Below are 21,822 nucleotides of genomic sequence, written 5' to 3'. Positions count from 1 at the left end.
TCACAAAGGAGGGCAATTAATGACGAGAGCATGCTATGCGGAGCATCGGTTAATGCAGAAGGTATTCACCCTTATGATGGTGGCAGTTCTGTTGGTCGGCGCAGGTGGGCCGGCATCCCGGGTTCAGGCGGCGGGCACGACGATTACTTCTATGGCTTATTTCTCGGCGGCCGACGGCCCGGTCATCTCGAAATCGGGGGTAGGCCAGGCCAGCTACGGCTTTGTTATGCCGATCTTCAACGGAGGCTCCGCCAACTGGGCGGACGTGGTCGACGATCTGGGCGTCAAGGTGAAGACGGGCGGCAATTGGGTCGATATCGACAGCGTCGGCGGTTATGTCTACAATCAGAATTGGGGACATTGGAGCGACGGCGGAGCCAACGGCTTCTGGTTCATTCTCTCGGCCACAACGGAAATTCAGCTCTACTCCAAGGCGAACGGAGTTACGCTTAACTACACGCTCGCTTTTCAAAACATCAACGAAACGACGATCACCGCGATGTCTCCGACCCAGGGGCCGCAGATTACGGCAGGCTTTACGGGCGGAGCGGGCTTTACCTATCCGGTGTTCAACAACAACCCGGCCATTCCCTACGCGGCCGTAGCCAACGATTTGAAGGTGTATGTCAAACCCGTAAACAGCAGCACCTGGATCGACATCGAAAATAATGCGGCCAGCGGCTGGATTTACGACAGCAACTTCGGTCAGTTCACGGACGGCGGAGGCGGTTACTGGTTTACGGTAACGGAATCGATTCATGTCAAGCTGGCTTCCAAAACTTCTTCGGCAAACTTGACTTATACGATCGTTTTTAACGAGCCGGTAAGAAACTCCTACACCCTCACGCCTTATGACGGAACGACCTATTCGGCCGACGCGAGCGGCGCCATCGGCATTCCGCTGCCCAAAATCGACGGGGGAGCGCCAATCGGCACGGAGTTGGGCAATTTCGTTTATCAGATCAACATCGGCGGACAATGGGTCGAGCTAGTCAATTCCAGCCAGAGCGGCTTCCTGTACTCCGGCAACGGTTATAACAATATGTCGGCTGCCAATCAGTGGGGATATTGGGCCGATTATATTTACGGGCTGTGGTTCCAGCCAATTCAGGAAAATATGCAGATTCGGATCGGTTATCCGTTAAACGGGCAGTCCGGGGGAAGCATCGGCAGCAATTACGTCACCTATACACTGATCGGCAATCCGAACGCTCCCCGTCCGGATGAAACCGATCAGGAGGATATCGCCATCGGCACGCCAAGCGATCCGGCCATAGCCGGCATGACGCTGGTGTGGCAGGACGAATTCAGCGGCAGCCAGCTCGATGCGGGCAAGTGGAACTACGAGCAAGGCTATTATATCGGCAACGATCCGAATAGCTGGGGCTGGGGCAACGCCGAACTTCAGCATTACACGAACAGCTCGCAAAACGTTTTCCTGCAAGACGGCAAGCTGAACATCCGGGCGCTCAACGATCCGAAATCGTTCCCGCAGGACCCTAACCGGTATGCGCAATATTCCTCCGGGAAAATCAATACGAAGGATCATTTCTCGTTCAAGTACGGCCGGGTCGATTTCAGAGCGAAGCTGCCAACCGGCAACGGCATTTGGCCGGCGCTGTGGATGCTGCCGGAAGATTCGGTGTACGGCGCATGGGCGGCATCCGGCGAGATCGACGTGATGGAAGCGAAGGGACGTTTGCCGGGCACGACCAGCGGCGCGGTGCACTTCGGCGGACAATGGCCGGTGAACAGGTACATTGCTGGAGAGTATCATTTCCCGCAGGGACAGACGTTCGCCAACGATTTTCACGTCTATACGTTGATTTGGGAGGACGATAATTTCAAATGGTATGTGGACGGCAAGTTCTTCTTTAAGGTGACCCGGAATCAATGGTATTCCGTAGCGGCGCCGAACAATCCGAATGCGCCTTTCGACGAGCCGTTCTACATCATCATGAACTTGGCGGTCGGCGGCCATTTCGACGGCGGTCTGTCGCCGGACCCTGGCGATATTCCGGCCACGATGCAGGTCGATTATGTGCGCGTCTATGAGGAAAACGGCGGTGGCGGCAACCCTGGCAACGTTGCGGTAACCGGAGTTTCTCTGAATCAGAGTACGGCGCAGCTTCAGGTCGGTCAGAACGTGCAGCTGAATGCGACCGTAGCTCCGTCCAATGCGACGAATAAGCAGGTGACCTGGACGGTTTCCAACTCCGGCGTCGCTTACGTAAGTCAGAACGGCGTCGTAACCGGAGTGTCTCCTGGCACGGCAACCGTGACCGCCACGACGGCCGACGGCAACAAAACGGCGGTCTGCAACGTTACGGTCGTTTCGACCACGATCGTCATCGGCGATTCGGTGCGCGGCCTCAAGAAAACAGGCGACAATCTGCTGTTTTACGTCAACAGCGCTACGTTCGCCGATCTTCACTACAAGGTGAACAACGGCGTACAGCTTAATGTGGCGATGACGACGACGGGCAACGGCAACTTCACCTACCCGGTCAACAATCTGCAAGCCGGCGATACGGTCGAATACTTCTTTACCTACAATCCGGGGCAAGGAGCTCTGGATACGCCTTGGCAAACCTATGTTCACGGCGTAACTCAGGGAACTCCGGAGTAACTGCCTCAATTGCACCGAATCCCCCAACCGGCTTGAGCCGGTTGGGGGATTTTGCTGACGGCCGTTTATTCTATTTTAATTTTGACCGCCATGACTTGAGCAGGATCAGTTAGCTGCATTATCCCATACGTCCATGCGCTTGCTTGTTTACCGATCAAAGAATCGTCGAAGGGAAGGGCGGATGTGTCCCCATCTTTCAAGGTCCATTTTCCATCATCGGCTAACGTGACCCAGGATGCGATTTGTTTGTCCGCATTCGCGATCAGTATCCGCTTTTTCTCCACATCGACTTCCTTTACCGTTCCAGTAATATCCGCATCTCTTGTACAGCATTCCTTAACGGCGACCTCTAGCGGGGAACGTCGTTCCGGCGGCTTGGAAGATCGCGTCCTGAATGGCTTGAACGTCTGCACTCGAAATTGTCCTCTCAATGTCTCCGTAGCTTCTGATTTCAACCCAAAACTGTTCGTCCGTATATTCGAAAAAAATGATTTGGATTGCATTTGCCTCTTCAACGGCTTGTTTATGCTTCAAGACGGATTCAAAAATTTTCTCAATATCGGGTTTGTCCGGATCCGGATTGCCCAAAACCTGGTTGCCCGAAGAGGGATCGCCTGATGCGGGAACTCCAGAAGAGGGATCGCTCGGCCATAATGAAACGACAACAGGATTCGGCGTGTATTTAAGACTCAGCCCCAACGCATTGGCGGCAAAACGCAAACTGACGTAGAGAGAGCGATTGTGCAGGAAAGGAGCTTGCGTCTGCGTATACTCTGCTTCGTTTACCTGTGCGGCGAGGCTCGATTGAACGATTTTAACGCTCAAGTTTCCTTTTGTTGCGGTTGCGGCCTTTTCGCTCGGAATCCAGGACACTCTCGCTCCGAAAGCTTCGAAAAGTGGCCGAAAAGGAACCATGATATGATTGTTATAGATGATGGCATCGGCTGAGACGTCCATAAGCTGATCTTGATGGGTAATACTGATCGGAACCGCGTCGCTGTTTGGGGACTGAGCATAGGTGTAAGCAGACGGGCAAAGAATCAGCAGGGAGAAAAGGGTTATGAGTAATTTTCTCATTCGAGTTCTCCTTTCCAAAATTTTCTTGTTCTAGATAAGACGCGATTGAGGCAGTTTTGTTACTCTGGATAGTCGAGTTTTTTAACTCAATGGAGGTTAGGCTCTTCAATTAGCAGATATTCGAACCTGGCTAGCGCCGCCGCATGTCACTATTGAATCCGGAAGCCGTGAAAATCTGTTGAGACAACTTGGTAGCGGACGGTTCTGCCTACTTTATCTCTTTTTTGCTTTGGCAAAATCGGCATTAGTAGTCCTTTTTCCCCTAGCTTGCGCAAGTGTCTAGCAGCCGTCTTGCGACAGATGCCTAAACTTGCAGCTAATCGCGAAGGCATAATCGGAGCGTTGGCCGCGCAGGCCAAATCGTAGAGAGCTTTCTCGATGGGAGAAAGCCGAACAGAGCTAAGCCCGCTTAGTCTACCGAGTAACTGTTGAATTATTTGCTGACACCGTTTAGGTTTGTCTCGAACGTTTTCATATGAGAATCTGAGTACGATCCAACCATCTACAACCAAATGATTCTGCCGAATCAGATGGTCGGAGAACTTTTGTTGATCGATATCTTTCCAATGCGGCCCATAACCGTCGATTTCGATGCAGATTTTATAGCCTTCCGTATGGTAGGCAAAGTCGAGATAGCGGCGGCCGTCCTTGAAATCGCTAACCTCGTATTCTGCGCTTAAGCCAATGAAGTTCTTGAACGAGGGCCACCACACGTTTGTTAGAAATAACTTTTCCGCATGATGGTCAATGCCGGCGAATCTCTGTTTTCTCTTTCCCTGACTGCTCGCCAGTTGCTCCTCCATCCACATCTCATATGAAATCTCAAAATTTTCGTCTCCCGCACCAGGCCTTTTTACCTCCATCTAATTCAACATCCTTTCTTCATGAAAAATAAAAGCCGCTTAAACCGGTGACTAACCAGTTTAAGCGGCGTGTGCTTCACGTCCGGATTCTAACTATATTTCCAAAGTATCATGCATCCAAAGGGGATGCAACACTTTTAGCAACATTTCAGAGGCAGGACTCGGATGAGCGGGACGGAGTTGGTTGGAATGTAGCGGATACGAAGGTCTAAAATGTGCCTTGGCGGGATACTCGGATCAAGCGATTCGAGCGATTGGAGCGTGATGAAACGGAATGTGGCAGAATGAGGCGGAGGGGAAGGCCTAAAATGAGCCTTGGCGGTTACTCGGATCAAGCGAAACGTGCGATTGGAGCGTGATGAGACGGAATGTGGCGTATGCGAAGGCCTAAAATAGGCCTTGGTGGTTACTCGGATTAAGCGAAACGTGCGATTGGAGCGAGATGAGCCGGAATGTGGCGGATACGAAGGCTTAAAATAGGCCTTGGTGGCGCGAGGGGGCGGGAGAGCGTAGGCCAAAAAAGTGCCTCGACGATTGAGCTGTTTAGCTTAAAGAGGGACGATACGTTCAAATGTGTTCACAAATGTTCGAAAATGTGTGTTATAATGATTTCGAACGATAACGAACTTATTCGGAGGTAATCAAACTCATGGAAATTAGACATTCGACGAACCCGGCCGACGCCAAGCATTACGATACCGCGAGACTGCGCCAGCAATACTTGATCGAGAGCCTGTTTCAAGCGGACGAAATTAAAATGGTGTACGCGCACGACGATCGCTTAATTATCGGAGGAGCGAATCCCGTTAACGCGGCACTGACGATTGAAGCGGCCGATGTGTTAAAGACGGAGTATTTCTTGGAGCGCCGGGAAGTTGGCTTTATTCACGTTGGCGGCGGAGAAGCGGTCATCGAGGCGGATGGGGAGCGCTATTCGCTGAACAAGCTGGATACGCTCTACGTTGGCAAAGGTACGCGCAGCCTGACTCTGTCCAGCGCAAATGCGTCCAATCCGGCGAAAGTGTATTTTACTTCGGCGCTTGCTCATGCGACATACCCGACGCGCAAAGTATCGGTGCAAGAAGCGAATACGCTGAACCTCGGCTCGCTCGAATCGTCCAATGAACGCACGATCCATCAGATCATCCACGAAAACGGAGTGCAAAGCTGCCAGCTGATGCTCGGAGTGACGCTGTTCAAACCGGGTAGCGTCTGGAACACAATGCCGGCGCATTTGCACGATCGTCGCATGGAAGCGTATCTGTACTTTGACATGAATGCCGATGCCAGAGTGTTCCATTTTATGGGCGAACCGAACGAAACTCGTCATATCGTCGTTGCGAACGAACAGGCGATTATTTCTCCAAGCTGGTCGATTCACTCCGGAGCGGGCACAAGCAGCTACGCATTCGTGTGGGCGATGGCGGGGGAAAATTATACGTTTAAGGATATGGATGTCGTCCCTATGGATGCGTTAAAATAGCAGCAACTGCTTAATCGGGAGGAACTGCCCATACATGCTTGCGATAACGCGTCATCAACTGATTTTGGAATTGCTGCAGGAGAACGGGACTATTCAGGTGTCCGAGCTGAGCGACCGATTTTCGGTCACTCCGAAAACGATTCGCGAGGATTTGGAGAAGCTTGAGGAGAAGGGCTTGCTCTCGCGGATTCACGGAGGGGCGGTCAGCCGCTCCGATGTGTCCGGCTCGATGCTGCCGCTGCAAATTCCGAATACGAAGCACGTCCCCGAAAAGGAAGCGATCGCCGCGCATGCGCTGCGCTACGTTCGACAGGACGATGTGATCGCTCTCGATGCTGGCAGTACAACGCTTGAGATCGCAAAAATGCTGCCCGACATGCCCCTGACCGTATTGACCAACGATTTGTTGATCATGCGCGAGTTGATGGGCAAGGAGCAGATCAGACTGGTAGTCCCGGGCGGCTATCGTCACCGCAACGTGCTTGTCGGCAACGATGCTCTGGAATGGCTGGCGCGTCTGAACGTGCAGAAGCTGTTTCTGTCGGCAACGGGCGTACACGACAAATTTGGCTTGTCGGTGTTTACAGGGGAGCTGCTTGATCTGAAGCGGGCTTATTTGTCCGGGGCGAAGGAGGTTTACGGAGTGGCCGATCACAGCAAGTTCGATCGGGCCGCTCTGCAGACGTTCGCCGCTCTGGAGGATTTGGACCTGCTGATTACGGACGACGGACTTTCCGAGGAGGTTCGCCGCCGTTACGAAGAAGGAGGCAAGGTGAAAATTGAACTCGCATCAACGAAACCGATTTGATCTGGCAGGCAAAACCGCCATCGTCACCGGAGCGGGCAGAGGGCTCGGCCAAGCGATTGCCGTAGGTTTGGCGGAAGCCGGCGCAAACCTTGTGCTAGTCACGAACCGTACCTCCGCCGAGGAGACCAAGGCGAAGGCCGAAGCATACGGCCGCAAAGCGATTATCGTGCAAGCCGATGTCGCCGATCGCAGCAAGCTGCCATCTGTGATCGACGCTGCCGTCGAGACGTTCGGAGGCTTGGATGTTCTCGTGAATAATGCCGGCATTATCCGCCGCGCGCCTGCGATCGAGCACGCTTATTCCGACTGGCAGGAAGTGCTTGATGTCAACCTCAACTCCGTGTTTGTCCTAAGTCAGCTCGCGGGAGAGCTGATGATTGAACAGGGACATGGAAAAATCATCAACATCGCGTCCATGCTCAGCTTCCAGGGCGGCATCAACGTGCCTGGATACACAGCTAGCAAGCATGCGGTCGCAGGTTTGACCAAGGCGTTCGCCAACGAATGGGCGTCCAAGGGCGTACAGGTGAACGCGATCGCTCCAGGCTACATGGCGACGGACAATACGGAGGCGCTTCGCAACGATCCCGTCCGCAGCCGCCAAATTCTCGATCGCATTCCGGCAGGCCGCTGGGGCGCGGACGAGGACCTTGTCGGTCCGGCGGTTTTCCTCGCTTCGGCGGCTTCCGACTACATGAATGGCCACGTGTTGTGCGTGGACGGCGGTTGGATGAACCGATAAATCGGCCTGCCTGACCGAACGGGATACCGACAAATATCGGCCCTAGCTGCACCTGACCGAACGGGATACCGACAAAAGCCGCCCCCCGGAGCTACAGCCTGACCGAGAGGGATACCGGCAAATGTTCGTGCAAAGAGGGATAAATAAGGGGAGACGGTAAGCCGCAACAATCCGCGGCTTAACGTTTCCCTTTTAACATTTTGTATTCCTCGCGTTCCCAACGGTGCAGAAGCGGGTAGGGGTCGAACGCCCATTCAACGAGACCTCTGTCCCTGTAGATGCCGTAATGCAGATGCGGAGGGAATTTGCCCTGCGTGCCGGGGCGCCCGTAGCCGGAGCTGCCGACCCAGCCGACTACTTGCCCGGGACTCACGATGTCTCCGGTTTGTATATTTTTGTCGAAGCCGGACAGATGTGCGTAATAATGATACAGATTGTTCAGGTCGCGAATGCCGATTCTCCAGCCTCCGTAGGCATTCCAGCCTTTAATTTCGATAATTCCGTAGCAGGTGCTCCTGACCGGTACGCCATGGCCGGCGAAAATATCCGTTCCCTCGTGGATCCGTCTGCCGCCCCAGCCGCGCTTGTTGCCCCAAGTGCTGCGATAGGAGTATGTGCTTTTCAGAGGTAGAGGAAAGGTGTGTCCGGACAAGTCCAGACGATTGAAATGCCGGTACAGCTTGGCAAATTGCATGATGCGCTGCACCGCGCGCGTGTTATGGTAATACTCCCACAGACCGATGCTGAAATCGTCCTCCGCGCTGCCGTACTGTAACGCCTGCACCGCTACCGAGTAGAGCAGATCCTCATCCTTGCCGCGATCCGCGATTTTGTCCCCGGAGCCGTCTTGACCGATCCCGCGAAAAAAACGGATAGACGCCGGGTTCGTATCCTCCTTAGTTGGGTTAAGATCGCCGCTCCAGCGTTCTTCCGGAACGTATACGCCGGCAACCGCGCCTTGGCGAAGCGGCCTCGTTTTCGGATGGGCTTGCGATATCGTCCGTTCGTATTGATCGATGGCCGCGATGTAAGGCCATTCCAAGCCGGTCCTCAGACTGATCGCTTCGTATAGCCGCCTGCGCTTCGCGTATTCTTCGGACAGGGACGGCCGATCCTTATCCGCTCCGTAAGCGGCAGGCGAGTAATCGCTCGTTCCCAGCGCCAGGAGACCGACAAAGGCCGCAATAAGCGCATAACGGAAGCCGCCGCCGAATCTCCGCCAATCGTGTAGCAACATGACTCCTCCTCGAGCTCGACTTCAAATCCATTAGTTCAGCCTATATAAGAAGTATGGTTTACAGATCATTGGTTTTTATCCGAATCGTGCTATAATAAGGAGGACAGAAAGAGGGGAATTCCTATGACGACCGGCGCAAAACCGCGCAAACCCGAATGGCTGAAAATCAAGCTGACGACAGGGGAACCTTACCAGGAACTGAAGCAAGTAATGAGGAGCAAGACGCTGCATACGGTTTGCGAAGAGGCGCGTTGTCCGAACATATATGAATGCTGGGCGAATCGCACGGCGACTTTTATGATACTTGGGGATATTTGTACGAGGGCTTGCCGTTTCTGTGCGGTCAAAACCGGGCTGCCTACAGAGCTTGATTTGCAGGAGCCGGAGCGGGTGGCGGAAGCCGCAGACCAGATGGGGCTTAAGCACTGCGTCGTCACCTCGGTGGCACGGGACGATCTGAAGGATGGAGGAGCATCGATCTTCGCGGCGACGATCAAGGCGATCCGCAAGAGAATGCCGTTCTGCAGCGTCGAGGTGCTGATCCCGGATTTTCTGGGCAACCCGGATTCCCTTCAGATCGTAATGGACGCCAAACCGGACATTTTGAACCATAACATCGAGACGGTCGCCCGGCTTTCGAACCGCGTGCGGGCGAAGGCCAAGTATCCGCGTTCCCTGGAACTCATCCAGAGAGCGAAGGAAATGCAGCCGAACATTCCAACGAAATCGAGCATTATGCTCGGTCTCGGGGAAACCTACGAAGAAGTGCTGCAGGCGATGGACGATTTGCGAGCGGTGGATTGCAACATCTTAACGTTAGGACAATATTTGCAGCCTTCCCCGTCGCATCTGGACGTCGTCAGATACGTTCATCCGGACGAGTTTGCGGCGCTTAAGGAGGAAGGTTTGAAGCGGGGCTTCTCCCACGTGGAGTCCGCGCCCTTCGTACGCAGCTCGTATCATGCGCATGAGCAAGTCAAATCCGCGGAGGCGAGAACGAACGGTCTCCAGAAGGAGAGCGTAACATGATTTTCATGGCAGGAGGCAATGCGTACTCGCTGGTCCATGAATACAAGAACGGCTGGAATCCCGAAGCATTCCGCGAGAGGTATAGCGAAGTTCTTGAACGATTCGATTACGTCGTCGGGGATTGGGGCTATAATCAGCTCAGGCTCAGGGGCTTCTACCGGGACGGGCACCCGCGGGCAAACAAAGAATTCGCGATTTCCAACTTCGTCGATTATATTAACGAATACTGTAACTTCGGCTGCGCGCATTTCGTGCTGGCCAAGCTGGATATGAACGCGCTGCCTCCCGATGCGGTCATCGTCAAGGAGGAAGATGCGGAAGTCGTCGTCGCCCTGAACGAGACGGGAGAACAGGCTGCGGAGACGGCAGCCGCTCTAAGCGGCCCGATTTTGCGCTGGCCGCTTAAGGAGCGCGCGGGCGGGCCTGTTCGCGTCCCGAATATCACCGTTTCCGCGGTAGCTCGCGCGGCTGCGGATGCGGAACGCCGCGAAGCGGAACGACGCCATTCGGGACAGGAGAGGGAGCAGAGAGGGTTCGGCAGCTCCTCTTTCTCCGGTCGGGGAAACCAGGCGAGGAACGGGCAGGAATCCGGCTCCCAGCGTCATGGACGCTCGCACGGTTCTTCAGGAAGCGAGCGCAGGGCGCAGGGCCAGGGTAGCGGACAAGCTTCGAACAAGCCCCATTTTCGAGGCGGGAATAAGACGAACCATCCGGACGCTGCATCCTCGAGAGAGGGAACTCGTCACGATGGAAACCGCAAAGAGTCGCCTCGACAAGGCCAGGAAGGCATTCGCGCAGACGCTCCGCGCAAGGAAGCTTCGCGCGGCGAAGGCTCCCGCAACGAAAGTCATCGCAATGAAAACCAGCGTAGCGAAGGCTCTCGCAACGACAGCCACCGCAGTGAAGGCTATCGCAATGAGGCCCAACGCAGCGAGGGTTCCCGCAACGAAGCCGCTCGCCCCGACAATCGTTGGCAGAACCGGAACCGGAGGCGCAAAAGCTTCGGAGGCAAGCCGGGCAATCGCCCCGAAGGCGGCTCCCGCCCGGATTCGGGAGCTTCCAAATCCAACGATTAGCCCAGCAACGTCTAAATACAATTCAAAAAGGCGCGTAACTCCCTCGGTAAGCAACGAAGGAAGATACGCGCCTTTTCTGTTATTAAACCGAACCGATGAACGCCTCGCGAACGCGATTCCAAAACGTAAATGGACGGTAACGGGCAAAGGTGACTTTCTTCTCGGCGACTCTGCAAGTCATCGAACGAACGCCGACCCGCGCCATTAGCATATGATCGACGCCGATGATCAGCTCCTCCTCCGGATCCGGAGGCACGATGTCGCAATGATGATGCTTGGGCAGAATCACAGACGATCCGAGCGTTCTGTAAACGCGGTTGTTGATGGAGGCGATTTCGGCGATTTGCAGCGCCTCCAGCGACGGGTGGATGACGGCTCCGCCGAGACTTTTGTTATAACCCGTGCTGCCCGTCGGAGTAGAGATGACGATACCGTCGCCGCGGAACATTTCGAACGGCTCGTCATTGATCTGGATCGCCGCCACAAGTGTTCCTTCCGCGCTCTTCAGCGTAAATTCGTTAAGTACGAGATGCGTTTCCTTGCCTTCAGCCGTATCGATCTCGACATGCAGCAGAGGATAATGGATGTTGCGCGGCTCGGACGATGCCATCAGATCGAGCAGCTCCACGATTTCGTTCTTCTGCCAATCCGCATAAAAGCCAAGATGCCCGGTATGAATCCCGATGAAGGCGATGCGATCCAACTGATTCTTATAGCGATGGAAAGCTTGCAGCATGGTGCCGTCTCCGCCGATGGTAACGACGGTTTCGGGCGCTTCTTCGTCATAAACAAACCCTCGCGTACTCGCTTGGGCTTGGAACTGTTCCGATAATTCCCGGGACAACCGATCTCCCCGATCAAGCAATGCATACTTCAAACGTCGGCCGCTCCTTCCAAATGGACCTTGATAACCGATGCCGATTCGATGCACGAAAGGGATCGTTGTCTTGATCATACCCAATAACTTGACCGAATTCAATCTTTGGCGGAGTCGGAAGCAAGCCTGGACCAGATGCGCCGCATCCCGATCGCGGCTGTTCCTAAGACGACGATCAAGCCGATGGCGCAGGCGAATAGAACGGGCGGCCATATCAGAGCGGCTTGCCACCCGAAGCGAATACCGACGGATTCGGACGACACATTCGCCCAAGCAGGAAAGACGGAGGACCAGCCCGCAGCTTCTCCGGCTTCTCCCCGATAGAGAAGTGGCCAGAACACGTACACAAGAAGCATCGCAATTAGGCCGTGAATAAATCTCGTCCGGGCGAACGGCCAGTATCTCCAACCGGAGCTGCTCATCAAGCCGGCCACTTGCGCATGAACGGACAAGCCGGCCCAAGACAGCACAAAAGCGGCGACGGCGATCCGGTCGACAAGAGCGATCGCCGAATCGGCTGCGGCGGCTTTGGCTCCCAGCGTCACCTCGAAAGCTCCATGCATATAAGCCTCGGACAGCTGCGGAGGTAGCCCAAACCACGGCAGCAGTTGCGCCGCCAACTGCCGTACGGGCGTCAGCAAGCCTCCGTGTACGAGCAGATCGAGTGCAGCGGAGAAGAAGACGACCAATCCGCCGACGATCATCATGAGGGCAAGAGACGACTGCAGCGACTGCTGCAGCAATATGCCTAACGGCCGTCCGTCTTCCAGCCGGGCACGGTGCATGGCGGTTAGCGCTGCGCGCCATCGGCCGGTCTTCGCCGCTCTATTGTCCGTCCGCGCCGCAATTTGGAGCGTATCGCCGCGGCGTTTCCCAAAGCGCGAAGCGATGCCGAGCAGGAGGGCGCCGCTATAGTGGGCGGCCGCAAGCACGGGAGCGGCATGCGAATTGCCGAAAAAGCCGATACATACGGCTCCGATCAAGAAGATCGGATCGGACGTCGTCGTCATTGCCACGAGCCTCTCTCCCTCGTCCCGCGTAACGAGCTTTTGATCCATCAGGCGCGAGGTTAGCCGCGCGCCTACCGGATAGCCCGATACGAAGCCCATCGAGACGATAAAGCCGCCTACGCCCGGAAGGCGGAACAGCGGCCGCATAAACGGGTCCAGCAGCGTTCCCATGAAATGGACGATGCCGAAGCCGAGCAGCAGCTCGGACAGAACAAAAAAAGGGAACAGGGCGGGGAATAGTACCTCCCACCATACCGACACGCCTCTAAGCGAAGCGTTGAGCGCGCCCGAGCCGTCTCCCAGAGCGAGACAGCCGATCAGCAGAGCCGCTCCTCCGATAGCCAGCGCGCCGGCCAGCGCGAAGCGGCGATCTTTATTTTCCGGATTCGCGCTTAAGGGAACCACGGTCATACCTCCATTCGTACGTGCCTTGTCCCAATATATGACGGCTTCGGGACAATGTTTCCGATCGTCTGACAAGCTGCTATAATTTGTTGAAACCGCTTGCAAAAAACAGTGCAAAAAATCGCGAACATATGCTACAATAGAACTAGATCGAACGGATCTAATCCGCGTAATCCAAATTCATCGAGCTGGAGTGATGAGTATGGCGGCAGTGGTCGCAGGACTGATTGTATGCGCTTTCGTATATGTCATTCGGGAATCGTTGACTCCTGTGGAAGAGGAAATATAAATTCATGCGCAGTCGGCAAGCCGCCGATTCTAATCGCCCCTTTGCGGGCGATTTTATTTTTTGCCGAGAGGAGGGCGGGAGCGTTATGGTATAATGAAACGGAATGCATGACGTTCAACCTATTCTAGGCTATCGCGCGCATGCCGATGCCGCGATGTGATACAGGAGGCGCAATTGTGTCCAGCTACGCAACGATTTACGATGCGATCGGGGGAGCCGAGACGATCCGGGAGATCGTGACCCGTTTTTATCCGAAGGTTCAAGCGCACCCGCTGCTCGGTCCTCTATTTCCGGAAGATATTCATCCTGTTATGGAGAAACAATTTTTGTTTCTATCGCAATTTCTGGGCGGTCCGCCGCTTTATTCCGACGAATACGGGCATCCGATGATGAGAGCTCGTCATTTGCCGTTCCCGATTACGCCCGAGCGCGCCGAGGCATGGCTGGCGTGCATGGCTGAAGCGTTGTCCGAAACCGGCGTTCCCGAATCGCTGCAGAAGCTGACGATCGAACGGCTGTCTGGTCCGGCGCATCATTTTATCAATACCGAATCCGAATCATCTCACTCTTAAGGAGGCCCGTTATGGAACCGCTCTTCCAGATTAAAGTGACTTGCATCTGCTGCGAACAGAGCTTTCAAACCTCTAGAGTTCGGCCAAGCTTGAAGAGAGCGGTGAGGGCGGATACCGATTTCTGCTCCTATTTCAAAACGGTGAACCCGGATTATTACGTCGTAAGGGTATGTCCGTATTGCGGCTTCGCATCGACGGAAAATTTTTCGGAAACGATCAACGAGAAGCAGAAGGCGATCTATTACGATAAAATGGGAAGCCACTGGAAAAATCGGGACTACGGAGGGGAACGCAGCGCGCAGGATGCATTGGAATGCTACAAGCTCAGCCTGCTCACGGCTCAGTCGATCGGGGAGAAGGATCGGGTCATCGCCGCTCTGCTTCACCATATCGCCTGGCTGTACCGTTACGACGGTAAGAAGGAGCAGGAAGACCGCTTCCTGCAATTCGCTCTGGACGCTTACGTTCGGGTGTACGAGACGGCGAGCGACACGACCAGCCCGGCTCGGTTGATGTACTTGATCGGGGAGCTGAACAAGCGACTGGGCAATTATCATGAAGCCGTCCGATGGTTCGGAAGGGTCATTCACGATAAGAAAATCGTCGACGCTGCGATGATTCGCGCATCACGCGAGCAATGGCAGGGCATTCGGGAAGAGATGACCGGACAAGGTCTTGAGCTTCCGGAGGAAATGGTCGAGAACGGGGCGTCGTAAGCCCTGCTGCTGTAGCTGCTACCGAATGGCACGGTTGGCAAGCAGGTAGTCCCGATCCGCATCGATAATGCGCAGAGTCCCTTGGCAGCAGGGGAAAACGATCGTTCTTTTACGGGCGCCGCCGTACATATCCCTTACCTCTTCGGGAGTAAGCGGCAGGCGGACGTTGGAGCTTCGGCAGTAGGGGCATTCCTGAGCGATGACGTCCTGCATCAGTATATCGTAGGGCAAACTATGGCTTAAAGGAATCAATGTAGTCCTCTCCTTGTCTGCTTCGCGATCAAAATTGGGCTCTTTGAATAACCTCTTAAAGATACCTTACGGCAACGCCCTAACGCAATAAGAATGGAGCAGTGAGATGATGACAAAACCGATATGGAACCTGGAGTCGCTCTTCGCGGGCGGTTCCTCTTCGCCTGATTTCGCGGCTTTCGTGGAGGAAGCCGAAGCGGGCTGCGCCGCTTTGCTCAAGGAGCTCCAGACCAGCGGTGACTCCGTTCCCGACGAGCGACTGCTTGCGGGCTGGACGGCTAAGCTGCAAGAGACGCTCGCCAGACTGCGGGAAGCCGATTCCTTCGTCGCCTGCTTGACGTCCCAAAATTTAAGCGACAAGCGGGCGGTGGGCTGGACGGAGAAAATTCAGACGTTGGCGGCTCGCTACAAGCAGGCTTCCGATCTGTTCGACGCGAAGCTGTCGCTCGTTCCCGATTCCAACTGGGAGGCCTGGATGGCGCAGTCGGAGCTTGCCGCTGTGCTGTTCCCGCTTAGCGAGAAGCGAGACTTCGCGAAGGAGAAGCTTCCTCCGGCGCTGGAGGCGGTTGCCAGCGAGCTTGCCGTGGATGGCTATCACGGTTGGGGCGAGCACTACAATATGGTTGTCGGAAAAATCGCGATTGCTTGGGAGGAGGATGGCAGCACCGTTCATCTCTCCGCAGGGCAAGCGGCCAACAAGCTGGACGATCCATCTCAGGCCGTGCGCGACGCAATGGCGGCCAAATGGGAGGCGGCCTGGGCGGAGCAAGCGGACCTGGGAGCGGACGCGCTGAACCGGATCGCCGGCTTCCGGCTGAAGCTATACGGTCTTCGCGGCTGGAGCGATCCGCTCAAGGAGCCTCTGGCAATTAATCGCATGAGCCGCCAAACGCTTGATGCGATGTGGGAAGCGGTAGAGGGCAGCGTCGAGCCGCTTAAGCGCTATTTGGCGCTTAAGGCTCGGATGCTGGGTAAAGATAAGCTAAGCTGGCACGATGTGGACGCTCCGGTCGCTTCCACCCAGTCTAAAATCCCGTACAATGAGGCGGCTTCGCTCATTACGGATGCCTTTGCGCAGTTTTCGCCCCGATTGGCGGAATTGGCGCGGACGGCGTTCGCCGACGATTGGATCGAAGCGGAGGATCGCCCGGGCAAGAGGCCGGGGGGCTTCTGCACAAGCTTCCCGATTGGCCGCCAAAGCCGAATCTTCATGACGTATTCCGGGACGCCCGGCAATGTGTCCACGCTGGCGCATGAGCTCGGGCACGCCTACCATGCGCAGCTCGTTCAAGAGCTGCCGCCGCTGGCGCAGGAGTACGCGATGAACGTGGCCGAGACCGCCTCCACCTTCGCCGAGGCGATCGTCAGCGACGCGCTGCTGAGCAGAGCTGAGAGCGACGCCGAGAAGCTTGCTCTGCTGGACGAACGGCTGCAGCGGGCGGTCGCCTTCTGCATGAACATCCGCGCGCGTTTCCTGTTTGAGACGCGCTTCTATGACCGCCGCGCTTCGGGTATGCTCGAGGCCACGGAGCTGGGAGAGCTGATGACGGAAGCTCAGCGAGAAGCGTTCGGCGATGAGCTGGGCGGCTGGCATCCCCATTTCTGGGCGTCTAAGCTGCACTTTTATTTGACGGACGTCCCTTTTTACAATTTTCCGTATACGTTCGGGTATTTATTCAGCACCGGGCTTGCAGCGGTAGCCGCCAAGGAAGGCGAAGCTTTCGCCGAGCGGTACGACGCTCTGCTGCGCGATACCGCGGTCATGACCGTCGAGGAGCTGGCGTTTCGCCATCTTGGCGTACGCCTGGACGAGCCGGAATTTTGGAACGATGCGGTTGCCAAGGCGGTCTCCGATGTGGACGCATTCGCCGCTTTGTGTAAGCCGTAAGGTAGCGACTGCGCACGCCGTTGCGGCGGGAAAAGGCATGAAACGCTTCGTTTCGAACGATTTCATGCTTTTTTCCTATTTTATTTACTTTTGAGTAGACAAAATCATTGAAATATTCTAAAAATTCAATTATACTGAGTCCGAAGTCCCGAATGGAATACTTTGGATTTGTCGGAAGTAATAGAGAAACCAAGCGCGAAGGAGGAGTATAATGTCATCTAACCAAATTTCTTTGGCCCGTCAGATCGACTTGGCTTTGGAGAGACTGGGAAGAGAATTGAAAGGAATGACGGCCGGCACGATCGTACTGCAAATTCGGGAGGATTCGGTCGGCAGATTCGGCATCCGCCATCTTCCCGTCGATTGCGGCAATCGCTCTCCCGTCGCTGCGGGGATGACGGCTGAGCAGGTGCTTGAATTGCGGCAGCTGGCTATTGAGGCATTAAGGCATAAGAGCGGTTGGACGCATGGAGAAATTTCTTACGATTTCGTGTTGAAGCAGGGGCGTGTACTCGTCAGTGTTCAGTTCGAATCCAATTATAACATGGCGAACCTGATGTTTCGCTATTCCCCGAAGAGTCGCGAACGCAGAGAGGCTTCCAACGGTTAACGGTTAAACGGAGAAATACATAAGAAACACAAGGGGCTATCCGTCAAGAGTCGAATATCGACTTGACGGATAGCCCTTTCGTTGCGTTAGCGCTGCTCCAATCCGAAGTCGAAGTCAGGGGACACGTAAGGGTCCTCCGGGGCCGGAATTTTAACGACCTTGGTAACGTCGATCTGAATAATGTCGATGTCGTTATAAGAAGTCGTTCCGAGCGTTCCCGTTACGGACACCCATTCGTCGGTCTCAAGCGTATCCGCATGTCCGAACTTGGCCATAACGCCGTAAGGGGACGCATCCGCCGAGCAGCAGTTGATGGCAAAACGACTGACGCCGAACTGCTTGGGCCCCATGCCGGCTTCGCGGTAGACGAAGCCGCTGATCTCGATCGTTTTGCCGAGGAAGGCGTCGCGGTACAGATCAATCGTGGTGAGCGTTTCGATGTACCATTTGGGTGTCACGTGAATGAGATCGCGCGAGTACAGCTTTTTACCGTAAGCGGCGTAAGCCTCGGTAAAATTGTCGGACGGGAACAGAAGGTCAAGCTCTTCAGGCGACAGCTCGCGATCTGGCGCGGCAGCAGCAGAACCGGGAGACGCGCTCTCCTGAGCGGTCGGCTTCGGTTCGGCTGCGGGTTTGCTCGCGGTAGGCGCGGGCGTATCGACGTAGCTTGCGCTTGCCGAAGGAACGGGCAGCTCGGGGGACGGCGCCGGCTCCGACGCCCTTCCGCCCCGAGGCTCGCTTACGACTGTTGTCTGGGGCGCGAATTGAACGCCTTTGGCCGAAGCCATGCTGCTGCCAAGCAGCCCGTCCGGAACGGCGTAGCCAATGAGCAGCGGAAGCGCGAACCAGCCGTAAAGGAGCAGGCTTTTGCCCCAGGACGCGGGCATTTCGTGCTGGCAGCCGCAATCCGGGCCGTGGCTTTCTTTCTCGAAGAAGGCGCGGATGGCCGAATACAGCTGCTGAGCGGCGACCGCATAGAGCCCCAGCGCCGACAGCTTGACGATGAATTGCATCCGTTCGGCGATATACAGATTCAGATTGCCGGAGCGGACAAGATGCACGATCAGCAGCGCAAAGCCGGTTAGCACGATGGCTCTGGCAGCGTAATGTAATGCAAGTACGGTTGATTTGGACATAGGAGCCTCCTTAGATGATCCTTAGACGAATCCCAGCCGATCGAACGCAAGCGAACCGAGGAGCACAAGCACGGCGATCAGCAGGCTGAATTTCAGGACGAATTTTTTGCGGAAGACGGCAAGCATCATTAGCGTGTTTTTCAAATCGAGCATCGGCCCCACCACAAGGAACGACAACAGCGCGGCGGGCGGGAACACATTGCCGAACGAAGCCGCCACAAACGCGTCCGAAGTCGAGCAGAGAGACAGCGCGTAGGCGAAGGCCATCATGAACAGATGGGATAACAGCTCGTGGTCGGCGACGGCGGCGAACGACGAACGCGTGATGAACGTCTGCATCAGACCGGTAATCAACGAGCCGAGAATCAAATATTTGCCCATCTCGAAAAACTCGTCGGCGATGTGCGAGGGTGTCGCGGCAAGCTTCTTGACAAACGGCGCGTTAGGGTCGCTATGATCGTGATGATGGCTATGAGAGCTATGGTTATGATGATGTTCATGATGGAGATGGCCGTGAGAGTGTTGATGATCTGCATGGGAGGAGACTGCGGCAGTGCCAGAACCAGGGCGATCCTCCTTCAGCGGGCTGCGCTTCAGCCGGGCGTACAAAATGAAACCCAGCGCGACGGACACGAAGAACGCCAAATAAAAGCGAGAGTAAGCAAGATCCTCGTTCGAGCGGAAAGCCTGGAATGTGGCGCCGAACACGACGGGATTGATAATCGGACCGGCCACGATGTAGATAAGGCCTATGTAAGCGGGCAAGCCTTTGCGCATGAGTCTGCGCACGATCGGAATCATGCCGCATTCGCACAGAGGCAGAACGATGCCGAGCAGGGTGCCGAACAGTACGCCCGCTACCGGATTGCGGGGAGTCAGCTTGCGCACGAGCCCGTCCGACACGAACGCCTGAAGCAGCGCCGATATAATTACGCCGATCAGCAGGAAGGGCAGCGCTTCGAGGATAATGCTGATGAAAACGATTTTGAAATTTTGCAGCCTCGTATTGTCCAAAATCCAGCCGGACCCATCCCGCCCGAAAAAAATGAGCGCCAAAAGCAAGGCGCACACGGCCGAAGCCGCAGCGGTAGTCCATTTCATCCACCTGTCGTGCACCGTTTCACATCCTTATCTCTAATAGTAATTATTACGATTATTATACACTATACTTGTACGTTTGGCATTCATGACTTTTGATTTACCTAAAGAGCCGCACGCGAAGAATCGCTCAACCGCATCTCGAGCCCACGAGGTTGACAACGCGGTGCGGCGGGGTATAATGGGTAACAACTAAAATATATTCAGCGACGAAGAGAACAAGTACGTCTGGACGGAGCGCTCACAGAGAGCCGGTGATTGGCTGGAAGCCGGTACGCACGCCATGCGGAATGGATCTTGGAGCTGGAAGAGGAACGATGGAGATGAACCGCGCACGAGCACGTCATGCGGCGCAGACCTCCGTCCGATGCTTTCCCGGCTGTTCCCCGTTACAGGAACGCTAAGGTATCGCGCTAAGCCGGAAGGCGTCGCGATACGAATAAGGGTGGTACCACGGCTTTCCTCGTCCCTTGCGGAGGAAGGCTTTTTTTATTTTCTCGAAAAAAAGGAGCGAATTGACTATGTCCAAGCAGCAACGCGTACTATCCGGCATTCAATCCAGCGGCAAACTGACGATCGGCAACTACATCGGCGCGATGAAAAATTTCGTGGCCCTGCAGCATGAGCACGACTGTTACTTCATGATCGCGGACCTGCACGCAATCACGGTTCCCCAGGAGCCGGCGGCGCTGCGGGAGCAGACCGAGTCCGTAGCCGCGCTGTACGTGGCCGCAGGCCTTGATCCGTCGCAGGCGGCAATCTTCATTCAGTCGCACGTGCCCGCGCACGCCGAGCTGGGCTGGTTGCTGACGACGATGTCGTACATGGGCGAACTGGAACGGATGACGCAATTCAAGGACAAATCCGAGGGCAAGGAAGCGGTAGGAGCGGGGCTGTTCGTCTACCCGGCATTGATGGCGGCCGATATTTTGCTTTATAACCCGACGCTTGTTCCTGTGGGCGACGACCAGAAACAGCATTTGGAGCTGACGCGCGATTTGGCCGGAAGGTTTAATCACCGCTACGGCGACACATTCGTTATCCCGGACCCGTTCATTCCAAAGCAAGGAGCGCGCATTATGTCCTTGGAGGAAGGCACGAAGAAAATGAGCAAGAGCAGCCCCAGCGCGGGAAGCTACATCTCGATGCTCGACACGCCGGACGAAATCCGCAAAAAAATATCCCGAGCCAAGACGGACATGGGCCGGGAGGTCGTGTACGATGTGCAAAACAAGCCGGAGGTCAGCAACTTGATGACGATCTACGGCCAATGCTCGGGCAAGACGGTCGAGGAAGTTCAGGCCGCTTACGAAGGCCTAGGCTACGGCGCGTTCAAAAAAGATTTAGCCGAAGTCGTCGTCGCGGCGCTGGAGCCGATGCAGCGCATCTATACGGATGTGCGCTCCTCCGGCGAAATTCACCGCATTTTGCGCGATGGAGCCGAGCGTGCGAACGCCGTGGCCGAGCAGACGCTGGCCAAGGCGAAGGAAGCGATGGGTTTTCTGCCGCTCAAACGCTAAACGGATTTTTTTCTTAGCTTCGCCTTGACGATGAATCCGAGGCCCGTAACAAACAGGGTTACGACGCCGAGAAGCAGCGCCAGCCAGCCGTTGTAGCTGATCGAGAAAGCCGTGGCCAGCATGCCGATCACGGACAAAATGGCGAACAAGAGTGACAAAGTTTTACTCATCAATTTCACCTCGCATATTTTTCTTCGTATCTAGCATACTAAGTTGGCAAGCTTGCAAACCAATCATTAAGGCGAAGGGAGACTTCAATCATGGCATCAAGCAACCAACTTGTTGTACCGCAAGCCAAAGCGGCATTGCAAAGCATGAAAATGGAAGCTGCACAATCTCTGGGGGTACAAATCCCAGCGGACGGATATTACGGCAACGTAACATCCCGCGATGCAGGTTCCCTCGGCGGTTATATCACCAAGAAGCTTGTTCAAATGGCCGAGCAACAACTTTCCGGTCGCTAAGAACTTCGGTTCGGACCGAAAGCCCGAGGAAACCCCTCGGG

21 protein-coding genes and 1 pseudogene are annotated in these 21,822 nt (G+C 55.4%); 12 read left to right on the top strand and 10 right to left on the bottom strand.

Going from position 1 to position 21,822, the window contains the following annotated elements; genetic code table 11:
• Positions 1-19 precede the first annotated feature (19 nt).
• Complete coding sequence (locus tag J4772_RS20495; protein WP_209071179.1) at positions 20-2,629, top strand: family 16 glycosylhydrolase; 2,610 nt, start codon at positions 20-22, stop codon at positions 2,627-2,629.
• A gap of 65 nt (positions 2,630-2,694) precedes the next feature.
• Here the strand turns inward: J4772_RS20495 and J4772_RS20490 are convergent, their stop codons facing one another.
• The 3 genes from J4772_RS20490 to J4772_RS20480 form a co-directional block, all read right to left on the bottom strand.
• Entirely contained in the window at positions 2,695-2,913 is a 219-nt protein-coding gene (locus J4772_RS20490) for a hypothetical protein (RefSeq protein ID WP_209071178.1), read from the bottom strand.
• Between the two features lie 52 nt (positions 2,914-2,965).
• Entirely contained in the window at positions 2,966-3,706 is a 741-nt protein-coding gene (locus J4772_RS20485) for a copper amine oxidase N-terminal domain-containing protein (RefSeq protein ID WP_209071177.1), read from the bottom strand.
• A 149-nt stretch (positions 3,707-3,855) separates the two neighbouring features.
• The gene (locus J4772_RS20480; protein ID WP_209071176.1) at positions 3,856-4,569 is read right to left on the bottom strand and encodes a helix-turn-helix domain-containing protein; all 714 of its coding nucleotides are present in this window, start codon (positions 4,567-4,569) and stop codon (positions 3,856-3,858) included.
• Between the two features lie 649 nt (positions 4,570-5,218).
• Between J4772_RS20480 and kduI the strand changes: the two genes are divergently transcribed.
• From kduI to kduD, 3 genes are read left to right on the top strand one after another with little or no spacing between them, the layout of a single operon-like run.
• Positions 5,219-6,052 (top strand): 5-dehydro-4-deoxy-D-glucuronate isomerase, encoded by an 834-nt coding sequence (gene kduI, locus J4772_RS20475; protein WP_209071175.1) that lies wholly within the window; start codon positions 5,219-5,221, stop codon positions 6,050-6,052.
• Positions 6,053-6,086: 34 nt separating this feature from the next.
• Positions 6,087-6,860, top strand: a complete 774-nt coding sequence (locus J4772_RS20470) for a DeoR/GlpR family DNA-binding transcription regulator (RefSeq protein WP_209071174.1) — start codon at positions 6,087-6,089, stop codon at positions 6,858-6,860.
• Entirely contained in the window at positions 6,832-7,602 is a 771-nt protein-coding gene (gene kduD / locus J4772_RS20465; protein WP_209071173.1) for a 2-dehydro-3-deoxy-D-gluconate 5-dehydrogenase KduD, read from the top strand. Before J4772_RS20470 ends, kduD begins: the two co-directional genes overlap by 29 nt.
• 178 nt (positions 7,603-7,780) lie before the next feature.
• Here the strand turns inward: kduD and J4772_RS20460 are convergent, their stop codons facing one another.
• Positions 7,781-8,839, bottom strand: a complete 1,059-nt coding sequence (locus tag J4772_RS20460; protein ID WP_209071172.1) for a M23 family metallopeptidase — start codon at positions 8,837-8,839, stop codon at positions 7,781-7,783.
• Positions 8,840-8,947: 108 nt separating this feature from the next.
• On the opposite strand from J4772_RS20460, the pseudogene lipA reads away from it, so the two are divergent.
• Both lipA and J4772_RS20450 read left to right on the top strand, forming a co-directional pair.
• Positions 8,948-9,868 (top strand): annotated as a pseudogene (lipA, locus tag J4772_RS20455) (lipoyl synthase); the annotation flags it as partial.
• Entirely contained in the window at positions 9,865-10,944 is a 1,080-nt protein-coding gene (locus J4772_RS20450) for a YutD-like domain-containing protein (RefSeq protein ID WP_209071171.1), read from the top strand. The pseudogene lipA and the gene J4772_RS20450, both read left to right, overlap by 4 nt.
• An 82-nt stretch (positions 10,945-11,026) precedes the next feature.
• Here the strand turns inward: J4772_RS20450 and J4772_RS20445 are convergent, their stop codons facing one another.
• Together J4772_RS20445 and J4772_RS20440 are read right to left on the bottom strand one after the other, a co-directional pair.
• A complete protein-coding gene (locus tag J4772_RS20445; protein ID WP_116062294.1) occupies positions 11,027-11,821 on the bottom strand; it encodes an NAD kinase in 795 nt (264 codons plus the stop codon).
• Positions 11,822-11,919: 98 nt separating this feature from the next.
• The gene (locus J4772_RS20440) at positions 11,920-13,236 is read right to left on the bottom strand and encodes a nucleoside recognition domain-containing protein (protein ID WP_209071170.1); all 1,317 of its coding nucleotides are present in this window, start codon (positions 13,234-13,236) and stop codon (positions 11,920-11,922) included.
• A gap of 435 nt (positions 13,237-13,671) precedes the next feature.
• On the opposite strand from J4772_RS20440, the gene J4772_RS20435 reads away from it, so the two are divergent.
• Complete coding sequence (locus J4772_RS20435) at positions 13,672-14,097, top strand: globin domain-containing protein (RefSeq protein WP_116062295.1); 426 nt, start codon at positions 13,672-13,674, stop codon at positions 14,095-14,097.
• Between the two features lie 11 nt (positions 14,098-14,108).
• Positions 14,109-14,813 (top strand): DUF2225 domain-containing protein, encoded by a 705-nt coding sequence (locus J4772_RS20430; protein ID WP_116062167.1) that lies wholly within the window; start codon positions 14,109-14,111, stop codon positions 14,811-14,813.
• 18 nt (positions 14,814-14,831) lie between these two features.
• Here the strand turns inward: J4772_RS20430 and J4772_RS20425 are convergent, their stop codons facing one another.
• On the bottom strand, positions 14,832-15,065 hold the full coding sequence (locus J4772_RS20425; RefSeq protein WP_116062168.1) for a hypothetical protein: 234 nt from the start codon (positions 15,063-15,065) through the stop codon (positions 14,832-14,834).
• Between the two features lie 106 nt (positions 15,066-15,171).
• Between J4772_RS20425 and J4772_RS20420 the strand changes: the two genes are divergently transcribed.
• A complete protein-coding gene (locus tag J4772_RS20420; RefSeq protein ID WP_371822687.1) occupies positions 15,172-16,953 on the top strand; it encodes a M3 family oligoendopeptidase in 1,782 nt (593 codons plus the stop codon).
• A gap of 211 nt (positions 16,954-17,164) precedes the next feature.
• On the top strand, positions 17,165-17,563 hold the full coding sequence (locus J4772_RS20415; RefSeq protein ID WP_116062169.1) for an O-methyltransferase: 399 nt from the start codon (positions 17,165-17,167) through the stop codon (positions 17,561-17,563).
• Positions 17,564-17,649: 86 nt separating this feature from the next.
• Here J4772_RS20415 and J4772_RS20410 read toward each other — a convergent pair whose 3' ends face one another.
• The gene (locus tag J4772_RS20410) at positions 17,650-18,699 is read right to left on the bottom strand and encodes a TIGR03943 family putative permease subunit (protein WP_209071169.1); all 1,050 of its coding nucleotides are present in this window, start codon (positions 18,697-18,699) and stop codon (positions 17,650-17,652) included.
• Positions 18,700-18,720: 21 nt separating this feature from the next.
• On the bottom strand, positions 18,721-19,815 hold the full coding sequence (locus J4772_RS20405) for a permease (RefSeq protein WP_247740790.1): 1,095 nt from the start codon (positions 19,813-19,815) through the stop codon (positions 18,721-18,723).
• 503 nt (positions 19,816-20,318) lie between these two features.
• Here J4772_RS20405 and trpS point away from each other — a divergent pair.
• On the top strand, positions 20,319-21,317 hold the full coding sequence (gene trpS, locus J4772_RS20400; RefSeq protein WP_209071168.1) for a tryptophan--tRNA ligase: 999 nt from the start codon (positions 20,319-20,321) through the stop codon (positions 21,315-21,317).
• Here trpS and J4772_RS20395 read toward each other — a convergent pair.
• A complete protein-coding gene (locus J4772_RS20395) occupies positions 21,314-21,487 on the bottom strand; it encodes a DUF5325 family protein (RefSeq protein ID WP_181917790.1) in 174 nt (57 codons plus the stop codon). The genes trpS and J4772_RS20395 overlap by 4 nt on opposite strands.
• A gap of 90 nt (positions 21,488-21,577) precedes the next feature.
• Here J4772_RS20395 and J4772_RS20390 point away from each other — a divergent pair, with 90 nt between their 5' ends.
• Positions 21,578-21,781 (top strand): alpha/beta-type small acid-soluble spore protein, encoded by a 204-nt coding sequence (locus J4772_RS20390; RefSeq protein ID WP_116062173.1) that lies wholly within the window; start codon positions 21,578-21,580, stop codon positions 21,779-21,781.
• The last annotated feature ends 41 nt before the right edge of the window (positions 21,782-21,822 follow it).

Source organism: Cohnella sp. LGH (assembly GCF_017671885.1).
Lineage (GTDB): Bacteria > Bacillota > Bacilli > Paenibacillales > Paenibacillaceae > Cohnella > Cohnella phaseoli.
Note: the sequence above shows the minus strand (reverse complement) of the source record. Positions and strands in the feature narration are given on the sequence as shown.

Coding starts and splice junctions, on each gene's coding strand:
- J4772_RS20480 (WP_209071176.1), bottom strand. CDS start 4,569: ATGGAGGTAAAAAGGCCTGGTGCGGGAGACGAAAATTTTGAGATTTCA.
- J4772_RS20470 (WP_209071174.1), top strand. CDS start 6,087: ATGCTTGCGATAACGCGTCATCAACTGATTTTGGAATTGCTGCAGGAG.
- J4772_RS20390 (WP_116062173.1), top strand. CDS start 21,578: ATGGCATCAAGCAACCAACTTGTTGTACCGCAAGCCAAAGCGGCATTG.
- trpS (WP_209071168.1), top strand. CDS start 20,319: ATGTCCAAGCAGCAACGCGTACTATCCGGCATTCAATCCAGCGGCAAA.
- J4772_RS20415 (WP_116062169.1), top strand. CDS start 17,165: ATGTCATCTAACCAAATTTCTTTGGCCCGTCAGATCGACTTGGCTTTG.
- kduI (WP_209071175.1), top strand. CDS start 5,219: ATGGAAATTAGACATTCGACGAACCCGGCCGACGCCAAGCATTACGAT.
- J4772_RS20450 (WP_209071171.1), top strand. CDS start 9,865: ATGATTTTCATGGCAGGAGGCAATGCGTACTCGCTGGTCCATGAATAC.
- J4772_RS20460 (WP_209071172.1), bottom strand. CDS start 8,839: ATGTTGCTACACGATTGGCGGAGATTCGGCGGCGGCTTCCGTTATGCG.
- J4772_RS20485 (WP_209071177.1), bottom strand. CDS start 3,706: ATGAGAAAATTACTCATAACCCTTTTCTCCCTGCTGATTCTTTGCCCG.
- J4772_RS20495 (WP_209071179.1), top strand. CDS start 20: ATGACGAGAGCATGCTATGCGGAGCATCGGTTAATGCAGAAGGTATTC.
- J4772_RS20435 (WP_116062295.1), top strand. CDS start 13,672: ATGCCGCGATGTGATACAGGAGGCGCAATTGTGTCCAGCTACGCAACG.
- J4772_RS20430 (WP_116062167.1), top strand. CDS start 14,109: ATGGAACCGCTCTTCCAGATTAAAGTGACTTGCATCTGCTGCGAACAG.
- J4772_RS20420 (WP_371822687.1), top strand. CDS start 15,172: ATGATGACAAAACCGATATGGAACCTGGAGTCGCTCTTCGCGGGCGGT.
- J4772_RS20410 (WP_209071169.1), bottom strand. CDS start 18,699: ATGTCCAAATCAACCGTACTTGCATTACATTACGCTGCCAGAGCCATC.
- J4772_RS20395 (WP_181917790.1), bottom strand. CDS start 21,487: ATGAGTAAAACTTTGTCACTCTTGTTCGCCATTTTGTCCGTGATCGGC.